The 19,844-nt window shown below is 64.3% G+C and carries 18 protein-coding genes and 1 pseudogene; 6 read left to right on the top strand and 13 right to left on the bottom strand.

Annotation, left to right across the window (positions count from 1 at the left end):
- Positions 1–478: 478 nt before the first annotated feature.
- The 4 genes from ACIP1U_RS30995 to ACIP1U_RS30980 form a co-directional block, all read right to left on the bottom strand.
- Positions 479–1,723 (bottom strand): MFS transporter, encoded by a 1,245-nt coding sequence (locus ACIP1U_RS30995; protein WP_400323241.1) that lies wholly within the window; start codon positions 1,721–1,723, stop codon positions 479–481.
- Between the two features lie 21 nt (positions 1,724–1,744).
- Positions 1,745–2,938, bottom strand: a complete 1,194-nt coding sequence (locus ACIP1U_RS30990; protein WP_400323238.1) for a chromate transporter — start codon at positions 2,936–2,938, stop codon at positions 1,745–1,747.
- Positions 2,939–2,972: 34 nt separating this feature from the next.
- Entirely contained in the window at positions 2,973–3,935 is a 963-nt protein-coding gene (locus tag ACIP1U_RS30985; protein WP_400323235.1) for a chromate resistance protein ChrB domain-containing protein, read from the bottom strand.
- Between the two features lie 285 nt (positions 3,936–4,220).
- The gene (locus ACIP1U_RS30980; protein ID WP_400323232.1) at positions 4,221–4,493 is read right to left on the bottom strand and encodes a hypothetical protein; all 273 of its coding nucleotides are present in this window, start codon (positions 4,491–4,493) and stop codon (positions 4,221–4,223) included.
- A 417-nt stretch (positions 4,494–4,910) separates the two neighbouring features.
- On the opposite strand from ACIP1U_RS30980, the gene ACIP1U_RS30975 reads away from it, so the two are divergent.
- Positions 4,911–5,333, top strand: coding sequence for an NUDIX domain-containing protein (locus ACIP1U_RS30975; RefSeq protein WP_400323230.1), 423 nt, complete (start codon positions 4,911–4,913; stop codon positions 5,331–5,333).
- On the opposite strand, the gene ACIP1U_RS30970 is transcribed toward ACIP1U_RS30975, so the two are convergent.
- The 4 genes and pseudogenes from ACIP1U_RS30970 to ACIP1U_RS30955 form a co-directional block, all read right to left on the bottom strand.
- On the bottom strand, positions 5,330–5,752 hold the full coding sequence (locus ACIP1U_RS30970) for a DUF3574 domain-containing protein (RefSeq protein ID WP_400323227.1): 423 nt from the start codon (positions 5,750–5,752) through the stop codon (positions 5,330–5,332). The genes ACIP1U_RS30975 and ACIP1U_RS30970 overlap by 4 nt on opposite strands.
- Positions 5,753–5,849: 97 nt before the next feature.
- Positions 5,850–6,527, bottom strand: a pseudogene (locus ACIP1U_RS30965) (alpha/beta fold hydrolase); the annotation flags it as partial.
- Between the two features lie 193 nt (positions 6,528–6,720).
- A complete protein-coding gene (locus ACIP1U_RS30960) occupies positions 6,721–7,653 on the bottom strand; it encodes an NADP-dependent oxidoreductase (protein WP_400323224.1) in 933 nt (310 codons plus the stop codon).
- Positions 7,650–7,925, bottom strand: coding sequence for a nuclear transport factor 2 family protein (locus tag ACIP1U_RS30955; RefSeq protein ID WP_400323253.1), 276 nt, complete (start codon positions 7,923–7,925; stop codon positions 7,650–7,652). The genes ACIP1U_RS30960 and ACIP1U_RS30955 overlap by 4 nt, the downstream gene beginning before the upstream one ends.
- 125 nt (positions 7,926–8,050) lie before the next feature.
- Here ACIP1U_RS30955 and ACIP1U_RS30950 point away from each other — a divergent pair, with 125 nt between their 5' ends.
- Together ACIP1U_RS30950 and ACIP1U_RS30945 are read left to right on the top strand one after the other, a co-directional pair.
- Positions 8,051–8,623 carry a helix-turn-helix domain-containing protein gene (locus ACIP1U_RS30950; protein ID WP_400323221.1) on the top strand — a complete coding sequence of 191 codons (573 nt, stop codon included), beginning with the start codon at positions 8,051–8,053 and terminating at the stop codon, positions 8,621–8,623.
- A 9-nt stretch (positions 8,624–8,632) separates the two neighbouring features.
- Positions 8,633–9,163: a GNAT family N-acetyltransferase gene (locus tag ACIP1U_RS30945; RefSeq protein WP_400323218.1), complete on the top strand. Its 531-nt coding sequence runs from the start codon at positions 8,633–8,635 to the stop codon at positions 9,161–9,163.
- Positions 9,164–9,261: 98 nt separating this feature from the next.
- Here the strand turns inward: ACIP1U_RS30945 and ACIP1U_RS30940 are convergent, their stop codons facing one another.
- Together ACIP1U_RS30940 and ilvD are read right to left on the bottom strand one after the other, a co-directional pair.
- Positions 9,262–9,660: a VOC family protein gene (locus tag ACIP1U_RS30940; RefSeq protein WP_400323215.1), complete on the bottom strand. Its 399-nt coding sequence runs from the start codon at positions 9,658–9,660 to the stop codon at positions 9,262–9,264.
- Between the two features lie 866 nt (positions 9,661–10,526).
- On the bottom strand, positions 10,527–12,386 hold the full coding sequence (ilvD, locus tag ACIP1U_RS30935; protein WP_400323212.1) for a dihydroxy-acid dehydratase: 1,860 nt from the start codon (positions 12,384–12,386) through the stop codon (positions 10,527–10,529).
- A 301-nt stretch (positions 12,387–12,687) separates the two neighbouring features.
- Here ilvD and ligD point away from each other — a divergent pair, with 301 nt between their 5' ends.
- The 3 genes from ligD to ACIP1U_RS30920 are packed head-to-tail and all read left to right on the top strand — an operon-like array spanning position 12,688 to position 16,955.
- Complete coding sequence (ligD, locus tag ACIP1U_RS30930; protein ID WP_400323209.1) at positions 12,688–15,213, top strand: DNA ligase D; 2,526 nt, start codon at positions 12,688–12,690, stop codon at positions 15,211–15,213.
- Between the two features lie 30 nt (positions 15,214–15,243).
- Positions 15,244–16,140 (top strand): Ku protein, encoded by an 897-nt coding sequence (locus ACIP1U_RS30925; protein ID WP_400323206.1) that lies wholly within the window; start codon positions 15,244–15,246, stop codon positions 16,138–16,140.
- Positions 16,137–16,955, top strand: a complete 819-nt coding sequence (locus ACIP1U_RS30920; RefSeq protein ID WP_400323203.1) for a tetratricopeptide repeat protein — start codon at positions 16,137–16,139, stop codon at positions 16,953–16,955. The genes ACIP1U_RS30925 and ACIP1U_RS30920 overlap by 4 nt, the downstream gene beginning before the upstream one ends.
- A gap of 63 nt (positions 16,956–17,018) precedes the next feature.
- Here the strand turns inward: ACIP1U_RS30920 and ACIP1U_RS30915 are convergent, their stop codons facing one another.
- The 3 genes from ACIP1U_RS30915 to ACIP1U_RS30905 form a co-directional block, all read right to left on the bottom strand.
- Complete coding sequence (locus ACIP1U_RS30915) at positions 17,019–17,273, bottom strand: RNA-binding protein (protein WP_400323201.1); 255 nt, start codon at positions 17,271–17,273, stop codon at positions 17,019–17,021.
- A 53-nt stretch (positions 17,274–17,326) separates the two neighbouring features.
- On the bottom strand, positions 17,327–18,175 hold the full coding sequence (locus tag ACIP1U_RS30910; protein ID WP_400323250.1) for a DUF2950 domain-containing protein: 849 nt from the start codon (positions 18,173–18,175) through the stop codon (positions 17,327–17,329).
- Positions 18,176–18,251: 76 nt separating this feature from the next.
- Entirely contained in the window at positions 18,252–19,646 is a 1,395-nt protein-coding gene (locus tag ACIP1U_RS30905; RefSeq protein ID WP_400323198.1) for a DUF3300 domain-containing protein, read from the bottom strand.
- Positions 19,647–19,844: the final 198 nt, after the last annotated feature.

Below are 19,844 nucleotides of genomic sequence, written 5' to 3'. Positions count from 1 at the left end.
TTTGGTCTTCCTCTCATCACCGCCTCGCCGTTTGCGTGCCTTCAACGCAGACTACTATGTGGTGTCAATAATGCAAGGAACTTCTGACGCGGGACACTAGCGTGGTACGGGATTATCGCGCAAAGGCGGCCCCCGTACACGATGCCGGTGCGAATGCCGCACCGCCGGGGCGAATATCGCCCAGCGTTCGCGTCCTGCTGGAAACGATCTTGGCCGCCGCCCGCATATAGCGGGAAGGCCAGCAGCAGCCGCTGCGGGCTGACATGCATGGGAGATTGCAGATGGACGCGCAAGATGGCTCGGAAAGCGGTCTTGGACGATGCCTATCATCGCCGCCCGCGAGAATTCCTGCCTCTGTCATTTCAGAACGCCCCATTCGCTGCCACCAGATGGGCACGCATCGCAAATGCTGCGGCTTCGCCCCGGGACTGGCCGCGGAGCCCTGCGACCCCAGTACAGCCGATCCGGTTCCGATGGTTCAGTTGAGAGGCTTGACCCGACGGAACGCGCGCAGCATCGCAAAGTCGTAGGCGATCTTCAGCAGGCCGCAGGCGACCAGCGGTGCGCTGGCATAGCCGTAGGCCATCAATGCGGCGGCGAGCGCAGGACTGAGTGACGCGGCCAGGCTGCGCGGCACGGCGGTCAGGCTTGCCGCCGCCGCCCGTTCAGGTGGTGTGACAACGGCCATCACATAAGCCGTCCTGGTAGGCACATCCATTTGCGACAGCGCGCTGCGAGCCAGCAGCAAGGCCAGGCTCAGCGTCAGCGTGGGCGCAAAGGCAGCCGCTATCAGGCAAAGGCTGGACGGGATGTGCGTAAACACCATCGTGTTGAGCAGGCCGATCTTTCGGGCCAGCGGCACCGCCGCGAGCTGCGAGAGCGTCGTCAGCATTCCTGCCAGGAAGAAGAACTGGCCGGTCGCGGCAGGACTCAGGCCGAAACGCTGCATCAGCCACAGCGACAGCAGCGCATTGACGACAAGCCCACCCGCGAATGCGTCCACGCTGAACAACATGGCCAGGCGCAATACGAGCGGACGGGACGGACCCAATGGTGTTGTCGCCATGGTCGCCGCGCCCTGTGGCTGCGTGACAGGTACGCGCGCATAGAGACGCCACAGCAGCAGCCCTATGATCCCGTAGAAAACGAACATCAGCCGCATCGCATCGAGCGAGGACAGCCGGGATAGCTCGACCAGCCATGCCGGTAGCGCCGCTGCCAGTGCGCCCAAGGCGGACGAGAATGCGCCGATCAGTCCGTAGCGGGCGAACAGCGCTGTCCGGGTGTCAGGCGACGCCGATTCCGCCAGCCGCGCGTGTTCCAACGGCAGGAAGACACTGACATCGCCGGAGCCAGGGTTAAGCGTGCCCACGAAGGCGATCACCAAAAGCGGCCATAGCGTGGAGAAGCCTGCAAAGCCGATACCAGTTGCAAACATCAGGACAGCCGCCAGCATCAGCAAGCGGCGTTGCGAGTAGCGATGTCCGACGACCCCGATCAGGATCGTGGCGAGAGCAGAGCCGATCAGGGTCGCGCTGCTGATGAGCCCAACTGCCATCGAGTCAAAGCCGAGCGCCAGCAGGTAGGACGGCAACAGCACGGCAATATAGCCATCACAGATACCACGCAGCGCACGGCCGGCAAGCAGCGGCAAGGCGTCGGGGTGAACACCCGCTGGCAGCGCGATGCGTTCGAGCCAGCGACTGCTGGCGCTCGAGTTCATGGTGTCCCCTGGTTCATTTGTTCAGTGATGCAGCACCGGATAAACCGCAAGGCCGATCAGCGCGGCGCAGGTGATGATGACCGGCTCAGGCAGCTTCTTGAATTTCAGCAGCAAAGCGACCGTGCCCAGCGCCAGCAGGATGGTCGGAACGTCGACAATCGAGCGCTTGGCCAGCACGAACACTGCACCGGTGATGGCGCCAATCGCCGCGGCCGTGACGCCATCGACAAAGGCCAGGATGCCCGGCAGCTTTCCGTACTTCTTGAAGTAAGGGGCTGGCAGCACGGTGAACAAATAACAGGGAAGGAAGGTCGCCAGTGCCGCCACGCAGGCGCCGGGCAGGCCGGCCACAAGGTAACCGATGAAGCCGACCGTGATGACCACCGGGCCGGGCGTGATCATGGCCACGGCTACCGCATCGACGAACTGCTTCTCGTTGAGCCACTGGTATTCCGTCACCACCCCACCGTAGAGGAAGGGCACGATGGCGAGACCCGAGCCGAAGACGAATGCGCCTGCCTTGGCAAAGAACATACCGATCTGGGTCAGCAGCGGCCAGTCCAGCGTGCTGAGCAGGCCGCTGGCGGCCGGCACCTGCGTAACCGCCAGCGCATTGGCGCCGCTCTGGCGCAGCCATTTGGGCGGGGCGCGCCAGAACCATGCCAGCACGCCGGCTACCAGGAACAGCCAGGCGATTTCGGACTCGGTGACGACGGTCACTGCGGCCAGCACCAGGTAAATCGCCCACAGCAGCTTGTCCTTGCCTACGCTCTTTGTGGTCAGCTTATAGGCACTGATGGCGATGATGCCGATGACGGCGGCACCCACGCCATAGAACACCGATTGCATCCAGGTCAGCCCGCCAAACCGAACATAGGCCCAGCCTAGCGCCAATACCATCAGGAACGACGGCAACACGAAGGTCAGGCCGATCAGCGTGGCACCGAGGATGCGGTAGTGCACGTAGCCGAGGTAGATCGCCAGTTGTGCTGCCATCGGCCCGGGCGCCAGCTGTGCCAGCGCGATGCCTTCCTTGTAGTCGCCTTCGGAGATCCATCCCCGCCGCTCGACCAGATCGCGATGCATATAGCCGGCCAACGCGACTGGCCCGCCAAAGCCGAAGGTGCCAAGGCGGAAGAAATAGAGCACGAGCTGCCAGAGCGTATAGGCAGGCCGTTCCGAGACTTCCGGCGGTGCTATACCGGCTTGTTGCATGCGACGCATAGTGGGTCCTGGAAGAATGCTGAAGTCAGGGCTTCTTGTTGGCCGAGAAGTGTGCATAAAGCGAATCGAGCACCGTGCCGATTTCTGCCAGCAAGGCGTCATCATCCTTCAAGCGTGCTCGTGCGCCGGCCAGCATGGCTTCAAACCCGCAGGCTTCCGGTACCGAAATACCGCCAATGTCCAGCGTATGGACCATGGTGCCGAGCCGGCCGAGCCCGCGGTCGGAGTCAAGGCCGAAGCTCGACAACAGCACTTCAAACGAAACGCGCTCGCCTAAATGCGTGAACGTCGCGCCGTCGAAATCGAAGCCCAGCGCATCGTCCGGACAATCCGCGGCGCTTTCCAGCCACAAAAACCGGGCGTGGGGGTCGATGAAACGCAGGATCAGCCAGGCGCTTGCCACGCGGTCCACCCACAGATGCCGGCGCGTGGCCCAAAGCCGCCCTTGATACTGAGCGGGATCCCGACGAGCGATTGCTCGCCTGAGCGCCTGTGGTTCGCCTGGAGACTGGATGGTCTCGATGGCGCGGCTAAAGTCATTCCACTGGGCTTCGGCGCGGGTCGACGCGTCATTGGAAAAGAAGTCGATCGCGCGGATCGCTTCGTAAGCACGCCTATGGCGACGTAGCACGCGGTTGAGGTCGGCGCTGCTTTGATCGGAAAGTGATTTGCGCGCATCTGACAGCGCAACCTGCAGTTCGGCATAGTCAGCGCTGCGGTCGAACAGAGCCCGGAAGGCGGCCTCGTCCTCCGGATTGGCGGCGTGGACATTCAGAAGCCAGGCCTGGCCATCTTCCTGCCTGGCCTCGTCGGCCAGCTCGCGCAACTGGGCGAGCTGCTCATCGCCTGCAGGCAAAAGATAGGCACCGTCACGCAGTGCGGCGCAACCAATTGTCTTGACCGCGCGCCAGATCCGCATCCGGGCGGTGGCACCGGAAGTTGGCAGCGTGACGATCAGCAAGGCCCAGGAATCGGTGAATGGAATCATGAGCGCATGTTAGAAGCCCATAACTCGCATTTCAACATTGTAGATATCTCTACATCCAATCCTTTTGCGTCACGTTTCGGCCCGCGGCCCACGGCCACCGATAGCCATGGCGGCCGCATCGGAATGCGGCCGCCATGGCACCGGTTTGTGCGGTCAGTCGCGATAGGCCCAAAGGTCGACCACGCGGCTCCCGTCGTCCGCCAGCAGGCGGAACACGGCAACCGGCAAGTGCCAGGAGCGCCAGCAGGGGGAAAGCTGAAATAAGGCGTTTCATCGCGGCACGCCTCACTGGCCGAACAGTTCGCCAAGACGCAGGCGCAGCCATTGCTGGCCCGCCGTGCGCTGGTCGAAGCCGACTTGCATGGCCGTCACGGCCAGCTTGGTCTTGTAGACCACCGATTCATCTTCAGCTTGCGCGGCCGTTGGCGTACCGCCGCCGGCGCCGATGCCCAGCCCGTACGGCGCAGTGCCGTTGAACTTCAGCGCATAGGCGTCGTAGGTGCCATGCCGCGAGAATGCGAACGGCGTGGCGGCGCTCGGGGCATTCGGGAAATTCACGTTCAGCGCCAGGCCCGTCGGCAGCAGCGGACCGCCGTTTGCCTTGGTACGCAGTGTGTTGACGAGAGGCGTTTCAGGGAGGCGGACAAGGCGTGCCCGCGGCGCAGCCGGTCGGTTCGAGGCAGCCCGATGAGGCTGCCGGGCGTTCGCGCCGGCAACGCCCTGTGTGGTGGCGCTGGCCGGGCAAAGCGCCCTTTGGTATCCGGTGATGGACGGACGCTACGTTACCCGTGGCTTGTGACAGTTGCATGAACAACGAAGCGATGCCCTGACGGGCCCCATTGTGACGCCATGCGTTCATGCGCGTCTGATTGCCGACGGTAATGCCGGACTCAGCTTGATATCCCCGCGGTCCGGCCGGAAGATCGCACTGCGGTGCGGCGGCGGTTCGCACAAATTCTTAGGAAAGGCATTCAGATGAAACCGAACAAAGCTTGTCCGATTGTCCTGAGACGCACACAGGACGGCCTGGAGATCCTGGCGTTCGAGCACCCCCTCTCCGGATTCCAGATCGTCAAAGGCACGATCGAGCCGGATGAACTTCCGGCAGATGCCGCCGTGCGCGAACTGCGCGAGGAGTCAGGTATTGCTGGCGTGGCGACGGTGGACCTGGGGTTGTGGGAATCCGGTTACGAACAACAGATCTGGTCGCTGCATCTCTGCGAGCCGTTACAGCCGCTGCCGGACACCTGGGAGCATCACACAGTCGATGATGACGGCCATGTATTCAGGTTCTTCTGGCATCCCTTCGGCATGGCTCTGTCCGACCAGTGGCATGCGTTGTACAAGGAGGCGCTGTCCACCATCGAGATGCGGCTGGCTCGGATGGGAAGGTCCTAGAAGGACATGCAGACGTGGCTGCGCACCCTGAGCACGGCTTCCTGGCGGAAGCGGGTCTTGAACTCGCTGGCGATGGCGCGTGCCGCCGCCTCGCTGTGTTCGTCGGGAGCATGCACCACGCTGAGCACGCGCGTGGCCTCGCTGACAGCCTTGCCATCTGCGCCACGCCATTGGCCGGCAGCCGGCCAGACCGCGAAGCCATTCGGGAAGCGCGGCGCCACGGAGGCTTGCACGAAGGCATCCCATTCCGCCTCGGACACCGTTCCGCCGGGCTTTGCCATGCCGAAGTAGAGCAGATCGCCGATTGCCGCCTGTTCTCCATCCGCGCATGCGGGAGCCGGTATGGCTGCGCAACCCGCAAGCGAGAATGCCAGCGCCAGCGCGATGACGATGACATTCCCAGGACGCGACAAAGACAAGCAACGAATCTGCATCCGTGCAGATTAGTGCAGAGTCCGGCCTTCGTAAACGGTGAGGGTCGCCGGGCCCGCCAGATCACCGGCATCTCTTCCAGCGTCAGCGGCTGTCAACGCCCAACACCGCCTGCGCAAACGCGACCGGCGCCTCGTGTGGCGGATTGTGGCCAACCCCGCCGGCCAGGTCGCGGTGCTCGTATGGCCCGGTGAACTTGCTCGCATACGAACTGGGCGTCGGGTGCGGCGCACCGTTCGCGTCGCCTTCCATGGTAATGGTCGGCACGTTGATCGCTGGCGCAGTGGCAAGGCGTTTCTCGATCTCGTCGAAGCGCGCTTCGCCGGCAGCAAGGCCCTGGCGCCAGCGGTAGTTGTGAATGGTGATGGCCACGTGGTCGGGATTGTCCAGGGCGACAGCGCTGCGATGGAAGGTGGCATCGTCGAACTCCCACTTTGGCGATGCCAGTTTCCAGATCAGCCTGGCAAACTGGTGCGTGTATTGCTGGTAGCCAGCCTGGCCACGGTCGGTGGCGAAATAGAACTGGTACCACCATTGCAGTTCTGCCTCGGGCGGCAACGGCTTCTTGCCGGCGGCCTGGCTGCCGATCAAATACCCGCTGACCGAGACCAGTGCCCGGCAACGGTCCGGCCACAGCGCGGCCATGATGCCGGCGGTGCGCGCACCCCAGTCGAAACCAGCGACCACCGCGGTCGGGATACGCAGTGCATCCATCAGCGCGATCATATCGGCTGCAATGGCCGATGGCTGTCCGTTGCGCATCGCAATGTGTCGAGCACCCCGGCGTCTTGTATCGCTATGTATCCGGGTGAGGATGGCAGATACGCCGATACAAAAAAGCAGGGATTGAGCGTGGGTGACTGCAACCGACCCTCGCCCGCAAGCTTAATACTCCTTGCCCAGCCGTTCCCGCAAGAACTCGATGAAGCGCTGGGTTTTCGCAAGTAGCAAGCCGCTACTGCTGGTTCGCTACCTTGATGATGACCTTGCCTCTTGCATGCCTGGTCATGCTCCTGGTCATGGCGTGCGATGCTTCGTTGAGCGGGAAGACTGAATCGACTTGCGTGCGCAGCTTGCCCGACTCGTACAGGGCAGCGATCTCCGAGAGCTGTTTGCCGTCTGGACGGGTGGAGAAGCGTATGCCCTCCGCGCCTGACGCACGGCCGCGGAGTATGTCTGGCTGACTGACGCTGGAGACCAGGATGCCGCCGGGCTTGAGGACCGACCACGACTGCTCCTGCGTGTAGCCACCAACCAGGTCGAGCACCATATCCGCTTCCACGACCCGGCGGGCAAAATCCTCCGCGCCGTAATCGATCACGGTGGCTGCGCCCAGGCTACGCACGTAGTCGAGGTTTGCACGGGAAGCGGTGCCGACCACCTCGGCGCCGGCCAGCGCGGCCAGCTGAACGGCTGCGCTGCCGACGCCCCCTGCAGCGGCGTGGATCAGGATCCTTTGCCCTGCACGAAGGCCGCCATGCTCGAACAGCGCCTGCCATGCGGTCAGGGTGACCGCGGGGATTGCCCCGGCTTCAGTCAGCGGCACATTCCCTGGCTTGCGCGCAAGGCGCTCCGCACTGACCACGGCGCGTGTCGCGTAGCTCCCCAAAATCCCGATGAATCCCATCACTTCGTCACCCGGGGCGAAAGTCGTGACATTGCGTCCCACAGCGATCACCGTCCCGGCGGCATCCACGCCGGGCGTGAACGGCAGCGGCACGGGGATCACGCTGCGCATCGCGCCGGACACGATCTTCCAGTCGATGGGATTCACCGACGTCGACGCGATGTCGACAAGTACCTCGTTGTCACCCGGGCGATGATCGGCCACTTCGCGGAGTGTCATGGTCTCCGGACCACCGAAAGCGTCGACTAGTATGGCTTTCATCCAATGCTCCTTGCAAAATCCACCGCGACGGGGGCATCAAGCGCCACCGCGGCCTGAACCGGATTGAAGTACTCGCGAAGGTGGGCGATCTTGCCGTCCCTGACGGTCAGGAAGACGACGTATTCCTGTTCATAGGGCCGGCCGGTCGACCGGATCAGGCCTTTGGCACGCACCACGCCGACAGACATGCCTGGGTCGGCCAGCGCCGAGACCTGCGCATCGTAAAAGCCGAAGTCCGATACCTCGCTGATGAACCACTGGGCATGCCGAATGACCGCCTGAAACAGTCCTCGCCAGGTTCGTCATAGGTGACAGGAGCTTTGTGTGACGATATCGCCGCAGTCTGCAAGGCCATGAATTCCATTAAATTGGATTGTAAATTCAGTATAATGGAAACATGGATTTCGATTCCCATCTCGCCTGGCGGGTCCGCGAACTGCGGAAAACCCGGGGCTACACGCTTGAACAGCTTGCCGAACTGAGCGGGGTAAGCCGCTCGATGATTTCGCTGATAGAGCGCGAAGAGACAAGTCCGACCGCCGCGGTGCTTAACAAGCTAGCGGATGCTCTCGGCGTGACGTTGGCCTCCCTGTTCTCTGGGGAGATGAGGAGCGCGTCGGAACTGCCGATCGCCCGTTCGGCGGACCAACAGTCATGGACGGATCCTGCTTCCGGCTACGTTCGGCGACATTTGTCGCCGCCCAACAGCAAGTCTCCAATAGATTTGATTGAGGTTACGTTCCCGCCGGGTGAGACCGTCGCCTTCGAAAGCGTGACCCGAAGCTTCGTGACGCATCAGCAGGTGTGGATGCTCGAAGGCGAAATGAGGATCACCGTCGGCGAAGACACCTGGCACCTCCTGACCGGCGATTGCCTGGCCATGGCGCTTGGTCAGCGCATCGTATTCAGTAACCCGACTCGCCAGCCAGCTCGCTATGTCTTGGCGATGACCACCACAGCTTCCATTTAGGAGATCGTGATGAGCGAACACACTATCGTGCACTGCAGTTTCGAGCGACATGCAGACTCGATCCTGGAGATCTTCAACGAAGCAATCTTGAACTCGACCGCGCTGTACGACTACAAGCCTCGCACCTCCCAGAGCATGGTTCAGTGGTTTGAGGCCAAGCGGACCGGAGGCTTTCCAGTCATCGGTGTTGAAGACAGTAACGGCGCACTGATGGCGTTCGGAAGCTACGGAACGTTTCGGGGATGGCCCGCGTACAAGTACACTGTTGAGCATTCCGTGTATGTACACAAGGACCATCGTGGCCAAGGGCTAGGCCGGACGGTGATGCAAGCATTGATTGCGGCTGCCCGACAAAACGACATTCACGCCATGATTGGTGGGATCGATGCAGCGAACGCCAGCAGCATCGCGCTGCACGAGCGACTTGGATTCAAGCACGCCGGCACGCTTCCTCAGGTTGGCTTCAAATTCGGACGCTGGCTCGATCTGGCCTTTTACGAACTGCTCCTGGATACGCCCGCTCAGCCAGTCGATGGCTAGTTCGGCGACCTTCACACTCTTTCCGCAGAGTTAGCCTGTCGGCTGTCGCTTCTCGCCCCACAACGGCCCTTCGGTATTCTCCATAGCGGACGTTAGGGTCACGCCCCCGGTTTCGTCACAGACAAATCTTGGCCGAACATCATTCGATGCCCATCAGGCGTCGCTACGACGAACTCTCGCATACCGTGCGGTTTATCGGCGGGAGGCTGCAGGATGATGGCACCCTTGCTCAAGAATTCGTCATGAAGTGCATTGGCGTCGCTGACGTTGAGATAGCCAAAATAGCTGTGGTCGCCCGTTGCCGAAGGCGCGATTGCATCCGGGCAATGACCCATCATAATGCGCACACCATCTCTCGATGCGAGTTGCCAGTCAGAACCTTCTGGCCATTCGAGGCGAAAGCCAAGTGCGTCGCGAAAGTATGAAGCGCTTCGCTCAAGATCGGGTACTGCGAGGACGAAAGAAAACGAACGCAGCTCGGCGACAGATTTAGACATATCGACAACTCCTTTTGACAGGTGGTGCAATTCTATCGTGGGCCTCACAGAACATTTCGAGCTTAGTTGAGGATGATATGGCCAATGTCATCGGCCGTCCCTTCATGGCCGAACTCGGCCACCGGACCATCTCCCCACGGAAATCAGCGATGAACCTATCGGGATAGGGGCGGTCAGGTAAGCTGACCGGTCCCCTCCCACACCACCTGGCATGCGGGTCCGCACCAGGCGGTTGGAATGGTTGAGGTCGTCGGGCTTGTGTTGCTCCCGACCCGACGCCCAGGCTTGCCTATGTCCGGTTCGGCGGAACTGATTCCTCGCTGCCGGGGCCTGTCGGGCTTCACCCTATCCACCTTACCGACGAGCTTCGCTCTCGCGAACATCTGAGGCGCTTCACTTCCGATAACCAGAGGGCTCCCCCTCCCATTCCTTCGGCCCTTCGCCGGCAGCTTTAGCTTTCCCAGCCACGCCGCCCAACTACTATGGCCTCTGCTGACTCCTCGCTCCGACTCGACGTCGTTGCCCTTTCAGGCATGAGGCGAGGCCTCCCCAGGTAAGAACGCACTCCTTCACCGCACAGCCGCTGCATTTACGCCACCTCGCCTTGGTCACAACAGCTTCGCGGTTTCTTGCCCGCTCGCCCTGCTCGGCAGCGCCTTCTATGCAGTTCTTGTCCATCGGCTCGCGATTTACGCTCCACGCTTCCTCCCCACACTCGGTCGCCCTCATGCAGTTGCGCTTCACTTCATTCGCCGTGACCAACTTATGGCGGAACTTACACCCGCAGGAGTGCGCCCATGCTGGGCGCACAAAAAAAGCCGCTCCGAAGAGCGGCCCTTCTTACCAACGCGAAATCCGCGGTGGCGTCAGTCGTCCAGCAGCGACAGGTCGCGCACGGCGCCCTTGTCGGCCGACATGACCAGCTTGGCATAAGCCTTCAGCGCCGCAGACACCTTGCGCGGGCGCGGCTTGACCGGCTTCCAGCCCTTGGCGTTTTGCGCTTCGCGGCGGCGCGCCAGTTCCTCGTCGGACACCAGCACGTTGATCGTGCGATTGGGGATGTCGATGCGGATCTTGTCGCCGTCGCGCACCAGTCCGATCGCGCCGCCGGCTGCCGCCTCGGGCGAGCAGTGGCCGATCGACAGGCCCGAGGTACCGCCCGAGAAGCGGCCGTCGGTCAGCAGCGCGCACGCCTTGCCGAGGCCCTTGGACTTGATGTAGCTGGTCGGGTACAGCATTTCCTGCATGCCGGGCCCGCCCTTGGGGCCTTCGTAGCGCACGATGACCACGTCGCCGGCCTTGACCTTGTCGTTCAGGACGTTTTCGACCGCCTCGTCCTGCGACTCGGTGACATGCGCCGTGCCCTCGAATACCAGGATGCTCTCGTCCACGCCGGCGGTCTTCACCACGCAGCCGTCGAGCGCGATGTTGCCTCTCAGCACGGCCAGGCCGCCTTCCTTGGAGAAGGCGTGCTCATAGGAACGGATGCAACCTTCGGCGCGGTCCAGGTCCAGGCTCGGCCAGCGCGTGTTCTGGCTGAACGCCACCTGCGTCGGGATGCCGGCCGGGCCGGCCATGTAGAAATGGCGGACCGCTTCGTCCTGCGTGCGACCGATATCCCACTGCTCCAGCGCATCCTTGAGCGAGGGGGCGTGGACCGTCGGCACGTCAGTATGCAGCTTGCCGGCGCGCTCCAGCTCGCCCAGGATCGCCATGATGCCGCCCGCGCGGTGCACGTCTTCGATGTGGTACTTGTTGGTGTTCGGCGCGACCTTGCACAGCTGCGGCACGACGCGCGAGAGGCGGTCGATGTCGTCCATGGTGAAATCGATGCCCGCTTCCTGCGCGATCGCCAGCAAATGCAGGATGGTGTTGGTCGAGCCGCCCATGGCGATGTCCAGCGTCATGGCGTTCTCGAACGCCTTGAAGCCCACCGAGCGCGGCAGCACGCGCGCGTCTTCCTGCTCGTAGTACTGGCGTGCCAGTTCCACGATACGGCCGCCGGCGCGCTTGAACAGTTGCTCGCGGTCCGCGTGGGTCGCCACCACCGTGCCGTTGCCCGGCAGCGACAGGCCCAGCGCCTCGGTCAGGCAGTTCATGGAGTTGGCCGTGAACATGCCCGAGCACGAACCGCAGGTGGGGCATGCGGAGCGCTCCACCTCGGCCACGTCGGCGTCGGAGTAAGCGCTGTCGGCGGCAATCACCATGGCGTCTACCAGGTCGAGCTTCTTGAACTCAACGGCCTTGGTGACGGGATTGGCCAGGCGCGTCTTGCCGGCTTCCATCGGGCCACCGGAAACGAAGATCACCGGGATGTTGAGGCGCATCGCGGCCATCAGCATGCCCGGGGTGATCTTGTCGCAGTTGGAGATGCACACCATGGCATCGGCGCAGTGCGCGTTGACCATGTACTCGACCGAGTCGGCGATGATGTCGCGGCTGGGCAGCGAGTACAGCATGCCGTCATGGCCCATGGCGATGCCGTCGTCGACCGCGATGGTGTTGAATTCCTTGGCCACGCCGCCGGCAGCCTCGATCTCGCGCGCGACCAGCTGGCCCAGGTCCTTCAGGTGCACGTGCCCGGGCACGAACTGGGTGAACGAATTGACCACCGCGATGATGGGCTTGTTGAAGTCTTCGTCTTTCATGCCGGTGGCACGCCACAGCGAGCGGGCCCCCGCCATGTTGCGGCCGGCGGTGGAGGTTTTGGAACGATATGTGGGCATTGTTTTGCTAAGGAATGTCGCCAGAAAGGTGGCGGGCCACGGGATGAACGGCCCTGCGCGCGCCCGTGCGGACAACCTCTTGAGCTGCGCCCTGGGCAAACCGTGGATTATCCCATAACAGGTTGGGAATCAGGTTGTGGCACGGCGGTCCGGTGCGGGCCGTCGATGGGGATGCCCGCCACAAATGCCGATAAGCGCACTCTCATCCGACGTAAGACGACGCCCGATACACCGCATACGGCGCACACCCTAGACTGAATCGCAGGCGCTCAACGTGGAGCAGCTGAGGCGCGTAAGTTTTATGGCAACGAACCCAAGGGCGACAACGGCAAGGCGCCGCGCTGCGGAGCGGCCGGACAGCCTTCAGGACTACCAGGAAAAGCGGAATTTCCACATCACCCCCGAGCCCGCCGGCACACGGCGCAGGGGGAAGGCGCAGCCATTGCGTTTCGTGGTGCAGAAGCATTGGGCCCGGCGCCTGCACTACGATTTCCGGCTCGAACTGGACGGCGTGCTGCTGAGTTGGGCCGTGCCCAAGGGGCCCAGCTACGATCCTGCCGAGAAGCGCATTGCCATCCATGTCGAGGACCATCCGCTCGACTATGCGGATTTCGAAGGCGAGATTCCCCCGAAACAATACGGCGCCGGCGCGGTGATTGTCTGGGACCGTGGCACGTGGGCGCCGGTCGGCGACGCGCGTGACGGCATGACAGCCGGCAAGCTGGTGTTCGACCTGTTCGGCGAAAAGCTGGCCGGCCGTTGGGAACTGGTCCGCATCGCCAGGCCGGGCGACAAGTCGGAACCGTGGATCCTCTTCAAGAAGCGTGACGCGTGGGCGCGGCCGTTGTCGGAGTTCGACGTACTGGCCGCGCTGCCGGACAGCGTCATCGCCAGGCCGCTGGGCGCTCTGAACGAAACAGGTCCGGGCCTGGTTGCAGACATGGCGGAAGCCGTCCGGAACGCCCCACGCGCATTGCTGCCGGCGAAACTCGCGCCGCAGCTTGCAACGCCCTCGCCCACGCTGCCGGACGGCGCCGGCTGGATCATCGAAACCAAGTTCGACGGCTATCGCATCCTGGCGCGGATCGACGATGCGCGGGTGACGCTCTTCACCCGCAACGGCCATGACTGGACCAGGAAGCTCGGCTCGCTGGCCACCGAGATCGAAACCCTCGATATCTCGCAAGGCTGGCTGGATGGCGAAATCGTCGTGCTGCGCGACGGCATGCCGGATTTCAATGCGCTGCAGAACGCCATCGACGGGCATCGCCACGACGCCATTGTCTTCTTTGCCTTCGACCTGCCTTACTGGGAAGGCCGCGACCTGCGCGGCTTGCCCCTGGCGCTGCGTCGGGAAAAGCTGGCCACGCTGGTCGGCACGGGCAGCGATCGAATCCGCTTCAGCGAGGCCTTCGAGGCGCCTCCCGCGCAGATGTTCCAGGCGGCGTGCGAGCTCGGGCTGGAGGGCCTGATGTTCAAGCGGGCGGATGCGGCCTACGTTTCCGCGCGCACGCAGAGCTGGCTGAAGATCAAGTGCAGGCTGCGCCAGGAGTTTGTCATCGGCGGGTTCTCGGATCGCGAAGGGTCGAAGACCGAAATCGGCAGGCTGCATCTGGGCGTGTATGACGAAGGCGCCGAAGGCGAATTGCTCTACGTCGGCGGCGTCGGCACCGGCTGGGACAGCAAGATGGCCGGAAAGCTGCACAAGCGGCTGGCCGCCTTGCAAGTGGCCGACAGCCCGTTCGCAAACGAAGCGCGGGGCAGCCCGCGCTGGGGCAGTCGCCGTCCCGCCCTGCCGCGATGGGTGAAGCCAACCCTCGTGGCGGAAGTCGAGTTTTCCGACTGGACGCCGGAGGGCCAGGTCCGCCAGGCCTCCTTCAAGGGCTTGCGTACCGACCGCCCCGCCCGTTCGATCCGGCGCGAAGCGGTCCAGACCGCCGTGACGCCGCATGGCATGGCCGCCATCAAGGTCACCAACCCCGAACGCGTCATCGACAAGTCCAGGGGCATCACCAAGGTTGAACTGGTGCGCTACTACGAGAGCGTCGCCAGCCTGATGCTGCCGCACCTCGCCGACCGGCCGCTGTCGCTGGTGCGCGCGCCGGAAGGCATCGACGCGCCAACGTTTTTCCAGAAGCATGCGGAAACGGCAATGCCAGGGCTGACCGAGCGCCCTGCGTCGCTCTGGCCCGGCCACGGCGCGCTGCTGACGGCCGACTCGGCCGATGCCATCGTCGCCGCGGCCCAGATGAATGTGGTGGAGTTCCACACCTGGAACTCCACCGCACGCCATATCGACCGCCCCGACCGGGTCATCTTCGATCTCGATCCCGGTGAAGCCGTGCCGTGGGAGTCGATGCTCGAAGCGGCCATGCTGGTGCGCACGCTGCTCGATGAGCTCGGCCTGCGGTGCTGGCTGAAGACCAGCGGCGGCAAGGGCCTGCACGTGGTGGTGCCGCTGGCGCCACGTCGCTCGTACGATGAAGTCAAGGCATTCTCGCGGGCTGCCGTGCAACACCTGGCAGCCACCCTGCCCCAGCGCTTCACCGCCCGCTCCGGCGCGGCCAACCGCAAGGGGCGGATATTCGTGGACTACCTGCGCAACGGCTTTTCCCAGACCACCGCGGCCGCCTTCTCGGCCAGGGCCAGGGCGGGGCTCGGGGTTTCGATGCCGGTGTCGTGGGAGCAACTTGGCAAGCTGAAAAGTGGCGCACAGTGGACCATCCGCGATGCCCGCGAGTACCTCAGCTTCCAGGTCGCTGACCCATGGCTGTCCTATTGGGACACTCGCCAGACTTTGACCGCCGCCATCGAGCGCTTAAGCTGATTCCAGCCGACCTGCATTGCGGAGACTCCCATGCCTGCCCGATCCCTCGCCTCGCTGTCTCTCTCCTTCGGTCTGGTATCGATCCCCGTCAAGCTCTACACGGCCACCGAAACCAGCTCGGCGGTGCGCTTCAACCTGCTGAGCAAGGAAGGCTCGCGCCTGAAGCAGCAGTACATCTCCGAGCAGACGCAGCAGGTCGTCGAGCGGGCCGACATGGTGAAGGGCTACGAATTCGAGAAGGGCCGCTTCGTGACCTTCTCGCCCGACGAACTCAAGGCGCTGGAAGAAAGCGCCAGCCACATGGTCGATATCGTTGCGTTCATTCCGGAGCAAAGCGTCGATCCGCTGTACTACGACAAGGCCTATTTCATCGCGCCGAACAAGCGCGGCGGCAAGCCTTACAGCCTCCTGCGCGAAGCCATGGCCAGGACCGGGCGCTGCGCCATCGCCAAGTGGGCCGCCAAAGGCAAGTCGCATATCGTGCAGATCCGGCCGGTCGAGGGCGGACTGGTGTTCCAGCAATTGTTGTTCGCCGATGAAGTGCGCGATATCGCCGAACTGCATATCGACGACGTGGCGGTCTCGGATGCCGAACTGAAACTCGCGGTCCAGCTGATCGAGCAGGCATCGGAAGACCAGTACGACCCGACCCAGTACCAGGATGAAGAGAAGGCCAGGGTTCTCGCCGCCATCGATGCCAAGATCGCCGGCAAGCAGATCGTGTCGCCGGAGCCGGCCGAGGTTGCCGCCGGCGGCGAGGTCATCGACCTGATGGATGCGCTGCGCGCCAGTCTGTCGAAGAAGGGAGCGCCGGCAGCCAAAGGCAAGGCCGCCGCCGACACGGCATCCGCCCGCCGCCCCGGCAAGCGCGCCGCAACACCGGCAGCGCCCACGCCGATCCGGCGCACCGCGAAGAAATCGGCGTGAACCGCGGCGAAGCCCTGACCACCCGGGCGCTGGAGGCGCGCCTGGGCGTGTCGCGCCGGCTGATCGGCAGCCTGGTCAGCGCCGGGCTGGTCACGCCCGTACGCGGCCCGCGCGGCGAGCATGTGTTTTCTTTCCAGGACGTGGTCCTGATCCGCACCGCGGCGTCGCTGCACCAGGCTCGCGTGGCACCGGCGCAGATCCTGCGAGCGCTGCATCGGCTGGAAAAGCTCGCACCAGACCGGCACCTGGCAGGCGTGCGCATGTCCGCCAGCAGCGGCAAGGTCTCGGTGCGTGACCGGCATGGGGCGTGGCTGGTGGAGAGCGGGCAGCGGCTGATGGAATTCGAGCCGGCGCCGGACGATGTGCGCGTAGTGGAACTGGCGCGCGCCGCCGCCAGCGAAACAGCGGCCGACGAGGCCTTTGCGCGCGCGCAGGCGATGGAACCCGCCGATGCCGTGGCCGCGGAAGCCGCTTACCGGCGCGCGCTGTCGCTGTCGCCCGGCATGCTGGACGCCTACCTGAACCTGGGCTGCCTGCTGTCTGACCAGCAACGCTTCGATGACGCGATCGCGCTCTATGAAGGCGCGCTGGGCCGGCTGCCGGACGCACCGCAGCTGCATTTCAACCTGGGCGTCGCGCTGGAAGATATCGGTGCGCCCCAGTCGGCGCTGGCGGCCTACGATCGTTGCATCGAGCTTGCGCCCGGCGATGCGGATGCGCATTACAACGCCGCGCGGCTGCATCATGAACTGGGACACTTCCAGAAGGCGGTGCGGCACTTCAACCAGTATCGCAAGCTCAACCGGGCGGACTAGCAGGACGGGCCGACGGGCCCGGGGACGAACGAGCCGGTTAGCCTCCGGGAAGCGGCGGCCGCTTCAACTGAAACGCTCGCGCATCACCAGCGCACTGACCTTGTGGCCATGCCAGAACATCTGGTGGATGCGGCCCTTGAGCTTGTCCAGGGTCTCGTCGTCGAGCGTGTCGAAGGTCAGCCTGACCGCGGGCCGGCTGCCGTCGCCATCCATATGCTCGATGCTGTTGTATTCCGGGAAGCCGTATTTCACCAGGAAGGCGCCGATGTCTTCGTCGGTGACGGCGGCATCGATGTTGCTAAGCATGAGAACGGACATGGATCACCTCCGCTGTCAGTACAAGGGCGACGGACATTCCGTCGCCCGGGGCGTCATGGCTTGACCTCGGTCCACCCCGGGCCGGGATCGAAGGACCGGATCGCCCGGGCCCTTGCCGCACTGTCCGGACCGAGGTCGCGCTCGTAGACGCGGCCGTCATGGCTCACGATAAAGCTCTTGATGCCAGTATCTCCATACCGGAGCGGCCACGCAATCACGGCAAACCCGCCAAAGAGCTTGCCATTGACGACATAGTCATACTTCCCTCCCGGCGCGTGCGAACCCTGCGACGTCAGCAGCCGGTAGTGATAGCCATGGTAGCCCCCGCCCGGCGCGCTGCGATGCTCGGCGCTGAGGAAGGCGGGGCCAAGCGGGCTTTCCGGCTCGCCGGGGCGCGTCGGCCAGTACAGGCCATCATGCTTGCCGGGCGAACTGACCAGCTTCGATGCATACGCCGTCACGCCGCGGTCCTGGCGCATGATCTGCGCGTACTCGTTCTGAGCATCGCGCACGGCGAGCAAGGTCTGCATCGCCGCCAGTTCGTTGCGGCCGATACGGCGCACGCGCATCTCCTCGACACCGGCGCGCGTATCGAAATGCCAGCCCTTTGCCGTCTTAACCAGCGGTATCGGCATGGTCCAGCCGTCCTTGCCCGCGGCAATGCGGGCACGTTCGGACCCGTCGGGGCGAATCGCGTGCGACTGGTGCCAGGCTTCCAGGAACTTGTAGCGGATCTCGGCGCCGACCGGCGGGATCAGGTCGGTATAGCGGGCGCCGAGCAGCGAGCTCATCGCGTCGTCGTCGCTGGTGGCCACGGCTTCGCCGAAGGCGTTCATCGCCGCCTCGGGCGTGGCGAAGTTCTTTTGCGCCCAGGCCGGCGCCGTCGCCAGGGCGAGCAGCATCCCCCCGAGAGCGAACAGCTCGCGGCAGGGCCGGGCCAGGAACGATCGTTGCGCGCGTTGCATATCGCTGCCCCCCTCAACGCCGTCCGCCACGGCCGCCGCCACCGCGGCCGCCGCCGAAGCCACCACCGCCACGGCCGCCTCCGCCACTGAAGCCACCGCCACCGCCACGGTGGCCGCCACCGTCGCGGAACGAGGCCTGCTGCGTGCTCGCGCGGCCGCGATCGAAGTCGCGCTGCGCGGTCGCACCTCCGCCGCCTACGCCCTGGAATGCGTTGTCGCGACCACCGCCAGCGGCCCGGTCCGAAGCGCGAGCCCGGTCGGACGCCCCGGCGCGATCGGACGCGCCGGCCCGATCGGACACGCCGGCGCGATCGCCGGCCCCCCCACGATTGCCAGCCCTGTCCGCGCCACCACGATCGCCAACACCACCACGATCGCCGCGGTCGCCGCCCAGGTCACCGCGCCCGCCGCGATCCCCGCCGGCCATGCGGTCCGACACGCCGCCCGCGCCTTCACGGCCGCGGAATTCGTTGCGGCGGTTGGCGGCAGCCGCATCGCGCCCGCCAAACCTCTCGCTCGTCGCGTTATCCCGGTACGCCACCCCTTTGCGGTGCGAGGCGTCGTGCTGCCATTTCCCTCCGCCCTGCACCTTGGTGCGGTCGAAATTGCGGTCGATATTGGCGGCCTTGTTGACGTTGATGTTGACGTCGCCCCCGCCCCAGTTGCAGTTGCCGAAAATGGCGCCCGCAGCGGCCAGGCCCACGCCCCAGGCAAAGCCGGTCATCAGCGCGGCACCAGGATAGTACGCGGGGTAAGGCGGCCAGTAATACGGTGGGTAGGCCGGATAGCTCCAGGCACCGTACACCACCGTCGGGTTGTAGGCCGGTACGTAGATGACTTCCGGGTTCGCCGGCTCGATCTTCACGATGGTTTGCGCCGGCGGTGGCGCCTGCGCTGACTGGGCCGGCGCCGAAGGTGCCGGCCCAGGTTCGACAATGACCTTCTGCTGCTCGTTCGACTTGAGATTGCCCGATTGCTGCGCGCGCGCCCGCAGCCGCTGCACGGCGTCGAGCACTTCCTTCTCCTGGCCAATGAACGCGTCGCCCAGCTTCTGCGTCCAGTCGAGCTTGTCGCTCATCGGCTCCAGCACCTGCGGGAACGCCACCAGCGACTTGACGCTGACATCCCAGGACTGGCTCTCGACCGCCTTCAGCGCGGCGTCGCCCTTCACCTTGGGATTGGCCTTGACCCAGCGGGCCGCCTGCACGATCTCGAGCGGATAGGTGGAGGCCATCAGCACCTGCGACAGCACCGAATCGGGATAGAGCGCGATGGGCGCGACCAGCGCCTCCAGTTCTTCCGGCTTGAACGGTGCCGGCTGGGCTGGCGCATTCTGCGCATGGGCATTCAGCGCCAGCCATGCCAGGCCGGCGCACAGGCAGGCGCCGACACGGCGCCAAAGACGCATTCCCCGCCCCTCCATGGCCAGTCTCCCTCGCCCCGTCGCCAGGCTGCGGCCGGGGCTGAACTTCCGGCCTGGCGCCAGCACACTGCTCGCGCCAGGTCCGGGAAAGGTAAAAGCGATCGCCAGGTTTTATTGCCCTGAAAAACTATAGGTGCCGGCGTCCGCACCAGAGATGAAAAATTTACGCAAATGAGAGCAAAA

This window comes from Cupriavidus sp. NPDC089707 (genome assembly GCF_044748965.1).
GTDB lineage: Bacteria > Pseudomonadota > Gammaproteobacteria > Burkholderiales > Burkholderiaceae > Cupriavidus.
The sequence above is the reverse complement of the archived record's forward strand: the minus strand, read 5'-3'. Positions and strand labels throughout refer to the sequence as shown.

Coding starts and splice junctions, on each gene's coding strand:
- ACIP1U_RS30910 (WP_400323250.1), bottom strand. CDS start 18,175: ATGCTGCTCGCCCTGGCGACGGCGCCGGCCTGGGCGCAAAAGAACTTC.
- ligD (WP_400323209.1), top strand. CDS start 12,688: ATGGCAACGAACCCAAGGGCGACAACGGCAAGGCGCCGCGCTGCGGAG.
- ACIP1U_RS30925 (WP_400323206.1), top strand. CDS start 15,244: ATGCCTGCCCGATCCCTCGCCTCGCTGTCTCTCTCCTTCGGTCTGGTA.
- ACIP1U_RS30905 (WP_400323198.1), bottom strand. CDS start 19,646: ATGCGTCTTTGGCGCCGTGTCGGCGCCTGCCTGTGCGCCGGCCTGGCA.
- ilvD (WP_400323212.1), bottom strand. CDS start 12,386: ATGCCCACATATCGTTCCAAAACCTCCACCGCCGGCCGCAACATGGCG.
- ACIP1U_RS30960 (WP_400323224.1), bottom strand. CDS start 7,653: ATGAAAGCCATACTAGTCGACGCTTTCGGTGGTCCGGAGACCATGACA.
- ACIP1U_RS30940 (WP_400323215.1), bottom strand. CDS start 9,660: ATGTCTAAATCTGTCGCCGAGCTGCGTTCGTTTTCTTTCGTCCTCGCA.
- ACIP1U_RS30945 (WP_400323218.1), top strand. CDS start 8,633: ATGAGCGAACACACTATCGTGCACTGCAGTTTCGAGCGACATGCAGAC.
- ACIP1U_RS30915 (WP_400323201.1), bottom strand. CDS start 17,273: ATGTCCGTTCTCATGCTTAGCAACATCGATGCCGCCGTCACCGACGAA.
- ACIP1U_RS30975 (WP_400323230.1), top strand. CDS start 4,911: ATGAAACCGAACAAAGCTTGTCCGATTGTCCTGAGACGCACACAGGAC.
- ACIP1U_RS30985 (WP_400323235.1), bottom strand. CDS start 3,935: ATGATTCCATTCACCGATTCCTGGGCCTTGCTGATCGTCACGCTGCCA.
- ACIP1U_RS30995 (WP_400323241.1), bottom strand. CDS start 1,723: ATGAACTCGAGCGCCAGCAGTCGCTGGCTCGAACGCATCGCGCTGCCA.
- ACIP1U_RS30950 (WP_400323221.1), top strand. CDS start 8,051: ATGGATTTCGATTCCCATCTCGCCTGGCGGGTCCGCGAACTGCGGAAA.
- ACIP1U_RS30990 (WP_400323238.1), bottom strand. CDS start 2,938: ATGCAACAAGCCGGTATAGCACCGCCGGAAGTCTCGGAACGGCCTGCC.